General features: G+C 47.2%; 7 protein-coding genes. 3 read left to right on the top strand and 4 right to left on the bottom strand.

Features of this window, described 5'->3' with window-relative positions; genetic code table 11:
• The 3 genes from C9I99_RS25540 to C9I99_RS25530 form a co-directional block, all read left to right on the top strand.
• The coding region (locus C9I99_RS25540; protein ID WP_211321962.1) for a hypothetical protein at positions 1-487 on the top strand (487 nt) is incomplete at its 5' end.
• A gap of 18 nt (positions 488-505) precedes the next feature.
• Positions 506-985 carry a hypothetical protein gene (locus C9I99_RS25535; RefSeq protein ID WP_107351650.1) on the top strand — a complete coding sequence of 160 codons (480 nt, stop codon included), beginning with the start codon at positions 506-508 and terminating at the stop codon, positions 983-985.
• Positions 985-1647, top strand: a complete 663-nt coding sequence (locus C9I99_RS25530) for a hypothetical protein (RefSeq protein ID WP_107351649.1) — start codon at positions 985-987, stop codon at positions 1645-1647. Before C9I99_RS25535 ends, C9I99_RS25530 begins: the two co-directional genes overlap by 1 nt.
• 95 nt (positions 1648-1742) lie before the next feature.
• Here the strand turns inward: C9I99_RS25530 and C9I99_RS25525 are convergent, their stop codons facing one another.
• Genes C9I99_RS25525 through ssnA form a run of 4 tightly spaced genes read right to left on the bottom strand, consistent with a single transcriptional unit; the run spans position 1743 to position 6685 of the window.
• Positions 1743-2657 (bottom strand): FAD binding domain-containing protein, encoded by a 915-nt coding sequence (locus tag C9I99_RS25525; protein WP_107351648.1) that lies wholly within the window; start codon positions 2655-2657, stop codon positions 1743-1745.
• Positions 2651-3121, bottom strand: coding sequence for a (2Fe-2S)-binding protein (locus tag C9I99_RS25520; protein WP_107351647.1), 471 nt, complete (start codon positions 3119-3121; stop codon positions 2651-2653). Before C9I99_RS25520 ends, C9I99_RS25525 begins: the two co-directional genes overlap by 7 nt.
• Positions 3111-5342 carry a xanthine dehydrogenase family protein molybdopterin-binding subunit gene (locus C9I99_RS25515; RefSeq protein ID WP_107351646.1) on the bottom strand — a complete coding sequence of 744 codons (2232 nt, stop codon included), beginning with the start codon at positions 5340-5342 and terminating at the stop codon, positions 3111-3113. Before C9I99_RS25515 ends, C9I99_RS25520 begins: the two co-directional genes overlap by 11 nt.
• Before the next feature lie 14 nt (positions 5343-5356).
• Complete coding sequence (gene ssnA, locus C9I99_RS25510; protein WP_107351645.1) at positions 5357-6685, bottom strand: putative aminohydrolase SsnA; 1329 nt, start codon at positions 6683-6685, stop codon at positions 5357-5359.
• Between the last annotated feature and the right edge of the window lie 6 nt (positions 6686-6691).

The following is a 6691-nucleotide window of genomic DNA, read 5'->3' as shown; positions in this document are numbered from 1 at the left end:
TAAGTATGTGATGTACATCATCGACCGCGGTGAAAACCTCGACATTGATGGCTCAGATATTTTTGTACCCACCTTTGAGAATATGCGTACCAAGTTAAAGAGTGAATTCGAAGGTGAGTTGTCACCAGAGTTAATCGATAAGGTGATGACTGAAGAGTATTCTGAGAAGTTTAGGGGTCATTGGGATGCATTTCATAATGATTTAGCGGCTTCTGGTAAGCACTGGAGCAAGAGTTTTGATAGCAATGAATCCGAAAGCTTTGCTAACAAATATTTTAAATCCAACCTAGATACGAGCTCATTTACAACAAGGCAAGAGATTCTCTCTGAGATAGGGGCGTGGGAGGTCTTTAGAGGTGATGGCCTGACCGAGTTCAACAATATTAAAGGTAAACCTGGAGCGATTGAAATTTTAGAAATACAACATATGCCTGATACAATAGAAAACTTAATGTCTCAAGATAAAATAAAGACAATCAAACTATGAGGTTCAAATAGTGTACATATGATGAAGTTTAATTTAATAAAAAGTCAGACAAAAAAAAACAAGGCAACATACCACTCAACAATTATCATAGATGAAAGTGGAAATACAACAAACGATATATACTCACAAGACAGTTACTTAATCATCTCATATACAAGCAAAGGGATTAAGGAAGATATCCATAACCAAATTGAACTTCCATTTGAATCTTTGAGGTGGATTAAAAATATCATAACAAATGGGTATTGGAAAAAACCATCAGAGGGTGGCCTTCCCAAAAATCAACATGCATGCAAAGCAACTTTAAATAGTGAAGTTATTCTTATCAGTCGCAGTATGAATGCTGGATACTCAGGTAAAATGGGATTCAACATAATGAATAAAAGCAGAGGATCATATATTATTTCATCATACCCACAAAAAGTGCAAATCACTGATGACGCTGTGAAAGCACATTTATTACCAGTCATTGATAAACTTACAGAAGGCATTGATTAATGCCAAACACTAATGAACAACTCCTCGATGTTATAGATAACTGCAACATACTCCTCAACAAATTTGCAGGTTATGACTCTACCGATAATACCCCAGAAGGCCGGATGATCGCCCAGTTAACTTGGCTGAAAGAGCGAGCAGAAAACCATGACCTGCCCCTGCCCGTACAACCAGAGATGCTCGGTACACTAAGGTATATATACATGGATGGCACGCTTAACTTTCATGCCAGCAACCCAAGTGATAGGGAGTGTGTCTATTGGGAAATGGAAGTCCCTATGGAGAGGCTGTTAAATTTAGCCAAGCATGGCCGCCTACTTTTAAAGGATGAATATTTAAGACTTATACCATTATGTATTGACGCTTTGCTCCTAATACTCAGCAGCCCTCCGAGAAACCTAGTAGCTAATGAACGAAAGTTTTGTGAAGACTTAAATCATTTGAAAAAACTAGTTTCAGAAAAAAAATTTGCACTCCCCCAAAGAACGTACATGCCGCAATTTGAGAGTTTCATAAAATCCAGAAACTCTCTGACCGATATCGAGAATGTTAAGCCATTATTTAAGATTGTTGACGATTTGATTTTTAACGGTGTCCGCCCTGACACTTGGCTTACCCCAGAAGACGCGGAAAGGGAAGTGAAGTCTTACTTCACTCTATAATCGCCAATCTTTTTTTGTCATTACACAGTCAAAAAAGGGGGCCTAGCGGCCCCAACCAAAAAGGTAAACTAAAAATATATACAAGAAGGGATTTGTTAACCGTTGCAATGAGACAGATGCTCAAGCCAACGAGTGAGTAGATTAATCGAAGCTTGCTGACGGTAAGCTGACGTTGAGCGCTGATCGTCAATTGGGTGAATGATTTCACGATAACAGTCAGTCACCTGAGCAATAAAACCCGGTTTAGCGAGCGTATCCAGTGACTGTCCAATAACCAGTGATTCCAACTCACGGCTGCGAACCACCGTTGGCCCTACAGCGCCAAAGGCCACTCGCCAATCTTCAAGTACTGGTGCTTTCTTCGGAAAACGTTTTATCCGCGCCAAACCAGCGACCGATAACTTACTGAGCGCATTGGCCGCCCGAGTACCGACCTTGTGATAGAACACTTCAGGTAAATCCAGCTGCGGGATCACGATATGGGTGAGCATTTCATCCGGCTTCAAGGCAGTTACCCGTGGGGCCAAAATGAAGTCTTCCAATCGCATTTCCCTTTGTCCGCGCATTGATGACAACACGACTCGTGCATCAAGCAAGTACAAGGCTGGCAAAGAGTCAGCTGCAGGTGAGGCATTACAGATATTACCAGCCAATGTTGCGCGATTTCGCAACGCTGGCGCAGCTATCTTAGCGACACTCTGCCGCAATACCGATGGCACTAAAGCATGCTGTTCAATATCCGACAACACAACCCCAGCACCAATATACAGGGCTTGCTCTGCATCACTGGCTTGGTCATTAGTGGCCCCTTCATGATCAGAAACCGTAATGTATTGCAGCTCTTCGATAGCATCGACAAACAGGACATCTTGCTCGAATTTTGGCGACATCCCCGCCCTCACACCATGTTGCACCATCAGATCAGTACCGCCGGAGAACAGCATCAGTTCACCCATCGATAAGGTATCCAGCGCTTGTGCCAAAGATTCTGGCCGGTAGATATTTACCATAAGCCTTCTCCTTTCTCGGCTGCGATCCTGGCCGCTTCAACGATCATACCGTAGCCCGTACAGCGGCAGAGGTTGCCAGAAATAGCGGTGCGAATGGTGTGTTCGGTGGGGTTAGGATCAACCTCAAGCAAAGCATAGAGCGCCAATACCATTCCCGGAGTACAGAACCCACACTGCACTCCTTTAGCCTCAAGCAGCGCATTGATCACGCACTGACCCTTTTCAGTCTGCCGTAAGCCTTCAAGGGTCATGACATCGCCGCCCTGAACTTGGCCGATAGGCATCATGCAAGCATTGACCAACCGTCCATTAAACAGCACAGAGCATGCGCCGCACTCCCCTTCCCCGCAACCTTCTTTGGTCGCAGTATGAGCCATTGTGCCGCGCAGAGTATGAAGCAGCGACTGCATCGGTTCGACGTCGACAACGACAAGATGGCTATTGAGGTAGAATTCAATCTTCATTGATAGGCTCTCCTTTGCCAAAACCCGTTGCTTTGATTTGATTAGCTTTAAGCTGAGTCACCTTTAGCTGAGGTGTATTACCACTAGCAAGCACCTCGCACACTTTTTCAGGCGTGACCGGTATCGACGAAAGTGGCATACCAATGGCATTCTCAACCGCTGCAGCAAATGCTGCCGCGCCGCCATTATGGGTCAATTCGCCGCCCCCTTTTGCACCATTTGGCCCATATGGGTAGGGGTTATCGACAAGATCACTGCCAATAGCAGGTACATCGAGCGCTGTCGGGATCACATAGTCTGCCATTGAACGTTGGGCAAAAACGCCATCTTGGTTCAGCTCTAGCTTTTCACAACTGCCATAACCCAACGCCTGCACCAAACCGCCTTCAATCTGCCCTCTGAATATCGTACCGTCGATGGCCTTGCCGATATCATACACAGCCCAGGCACCAGTAATATCCGCCTCACCGGTTGCCATATCGACCTCAACCTCGACCACATTGGCCCCGTAGCTGGTTGCTTGGTAGGCATTGCCTTGATAGGTATCTTGATCCCACTGGTGATAGTCTGGTTTACAGTACACTTCGACTATCTCTTGTGCTTCTCCGTCTATCCACGATTTTTTCAGCTTTTTCGCTGCTTTTTCGAGGATGTAACCGACAATCAAGATCGAGCGTGATGCCACTGTCGGACCAGAATCTGGCACAATACCGGTATCAGGCACTGCCACCTGAACTTGGTCCAGCGGTTTATTGAGGGTATCTGCGACGATCTTACGGAAAGTCAGGCTCAAACCTTGGCCAATATCGGTATTAGAGGCGAGGATCTGCACCGTACCGTCAGGCTCTTTAAGCAGTTTGACCTTCGCCCTGACTAAGGTGTCTTCCAAATCGCCAGCAAAACCACAACCGTGCTGGAATATTGCTAAGCCGATGCCTTTGCTTTTGCCTTTACGGCGCTCAGGGTGTGTTTCTTCTATCTGGCTAAATTCGGCGGATTTGCGCTGATAATCCGACATATCGAGCACTTTTTGCAGCATCTCATCAAGCACCAACTCGCCAAATATTTCAGCACCAGTCAGAGAATGAGATTGCGAGGTCAGCATATGCCGTTGCTTGAAGGCTAGCGGATCAGCACCAAGCTGTTTGGCGACGTGATGAATATGGGTTTCCATACAGAAGCAATTTTGTGGCGAACCAAAGCCTCGGAATGCACCTGTTGGAACCGTATTGGTGGCCCAGGCATGGCCTTCAACCCGGACGTTGGGAATGTCATACACATTGGTTGCGGTCGTGATGGAGCGTTGCAGCACAATGCCCGACAAACTCAGATATGCTCCGGCATTAACATCGAACTTGATATCCATAGCAACAATGTTGCCATCGGCATCAACACCGGTTTTATAATTAAAAGTGACAGGGTGACGTTTTGAAGTGGTCGCAATGTCCTCCCCTCGCTCAAAGATAAGCCTGATAGGTTGCTGTAGCTTTTCGACTGCGACGGCTAATGGTGCTGCCAGCACATCCGGAAAGTCTTCCTTACCGCCAAATCCACCACCGGTTGGACACTGAATCGCCCTGACATTGTCATGGCCCAGTACCACCGCCATAGTATGGTGGACATACCAAGGGCACTGCATCGACCCCTCCAAAACCACTTTGCCATCCTGCGGATAACAAACTGCTCCTTGGGTTTCGAGATAGATATGCTCCTGATAACCCGTCGAGCAGGTCTCTTCAATGATAGTGACCGCATTGGCGAAGCCTGCTTGGATGTCACCCTTGGTCAGCGCATGGGTATCCAATACATTGTCTGTCGCATGGATGGCACCGTCTTTTAGCGCCTTGGATTGCTCAATTGTGTAGGCAGGCTCCAGTGGTTCATAGTCGACGTCAATATCATTGAGCAGTGAATCGACGACATCGGGGTCGGGACCGACAACCAAGAAAATCACCTGACCGATAAACCGCACCTCTTGATCAGCAAAAGCCGGCCAGTCGATTTCAACAATTGGCAGCACATTCTGTCCAGGAACATCATCTGCGCCAAAAATATGGTAGCCGTCAGGCAAGGATGGAAGTGTTACCGATTTGATCCGCCCGCGAGGGCAAGAAGAGCGGTAAAACCGCCCTTCTAATAGTCCCTCGTAATGGCGGTCGGCAATATATTTCGCAGCTCCTGTGGCTTCCTCCCACTTAAAGCGCGTATTGACCGTATCCATAACGGGATCTCACATTAGTCCAATTTATCCATTGTTTGCCATAGACGCATTGCGACCTTGCGGGCCTCTGCGTATATCGGCGCGACATCGAACGGGAAAGCACGATCTTCATAAACGAAACGTCCTTCAACCACTACGCTGTTCACATTGCCGGCATTGAAACCAAAGGCAATATGTCCTGCTAGGTTGTCTGCAACCAGAGGTGTCGGGCTGGTGTAATCAAGGATGGTTAAGTCCGCTTTATTTCCAGCATCGAGGCGACCGAATTTCGCGCCGAAGTTACGAGCCAGAATTTCATTACCGTTCCATAAATGACGTAGGAAACTATCAGGCCATAACGGACCACCCGCATCACGATGCTTGAAGAAGGCAAACTTCAATTCTTCAAACATGTCAGCACCAATACCATCAGTACCCAACGCGACATTCTGGAAACGTGTCAGTTTGTCGTTATACCCCACGTTATTGTTCATATTTGAACGGGAGTTATGGACCAAGAAGCCGTTTTTACCGTTCAAAATGGCAATGTCCTTCTCGGATAAGAACAAACCATGCGCCAGCAACGTCTTCTCGTTGATCAAGCCGAAACTATCTAAACGCTCAACAATGTCTTGCCCGTAGTGGTGGTGGCTATGGGTCACGTCGTAGCGATCTTCTGCCACATGAACATGGATCCCACGACCCGTTGCCTGCACCGCTTCGGCCATCATAGACAAGCCGTCATTAGTTACGGTAAACGGCGCATGTGCACCGATATGGGCTTCGACCAAGTATGGTTCTTCACCTTTTTCCTTGGCACGGTCAATCAACTGGGCAAACGCAATGTTTTCTTCAACACCTGCCACCATTTCTTTCATGCCGTGGTTACGGTCGGTGGTCTCGAAGCAGGTCATGCCACGCAAGCCCGCCTTAATGAACCCTTTTCGCAAGGTGTTCAGAGAGCCCGCGATGTAGTTTGGTGACGCATGGTGATCGATGACTGACGAACAACCGCACTTGATCGCTTCCAATGAACAAATCAAGCCGCTGTAATACACAGCTTCTTCATCCAATGCCCGATCCATTCGCCACCACAGGTTCTTCAGTATCGAAATGAAATCAGGGCTTGGCTTGATATCAGCCATGATCCCGCGCGCCAATCCCGAGTAGAAATGATTGTGGGAGCAGACAATGCCTGGCATAACCAGTTTGCCGTTCATATCCTTGACTACGGCACCAGGGTAGTTGGCGGCCAAATTGGCCCCAACTTCCTTAATTTTGTCGCCATCAATAACAATATCGACGCCTTCTTTGATCAGTGCAGGCTCAAACTGCACCGCTGTTGCGTTTCTGAGTACTAACATTCCCTG

Origin of the sequence: Photobacterium lutimaris, assembly GCF_003025555.1 — a bacterium.
Taxonomy (GTDB): Bacteria; Pseudomonadota; Gammaproteobacteria; order Enterobacterales; family Vibrionaceae; genus Photobacterium; species Photobacterium lutimaris.
This window is presented reverse-complemented; position numbering and strand designations above follow the sequence as displayed.

Bases quoted from the DNA above. Each gene is read 5' to 3' on its own strand.
- C9I99_RS25535 (WP_107351650.1), top strand. From the start codon at position 506: ATGATGAAGTTTAATTTAATAAAAAGTCAGACAAAAAAAAACAAGGCA.
- C9I99_RS25530 (WP_107351649.1), top strand. From the start codon at position 985: ATGCCAAACACTAATGAACAACTCCTCGATGTTATAGATAACTGCAAC.
- C9I99_RS25525 (WP_107351648.1), bottom strand. From the start codon at position 2,657: ATGGTAAATATCTACCGGCCAGAATCTTTGGCACAAGCGCTGGATACC.
- C9I99_RS25520 (WP_107351647.1), bottom strand. From the start codon at position 3,121: ATGAAGATTGAATTCTACCTCAATAGCCATCTTGTCGTTGTCGACGTC.
- C9I99_RS25515 (WP_107351646.1), bottom strand. From the start codon at position 5,342: ATGGATACGGTCAATACGCGCTTTAAGTGGGAGGAAGCCACAGGAGCT.
- ssnA (WP_107351645.1), bottom strand. From the start codon at position 6,685: ATGTTAGTACTCAGAAACGCAACAGCGGTGCAGTTTGAGCCTGCACTG.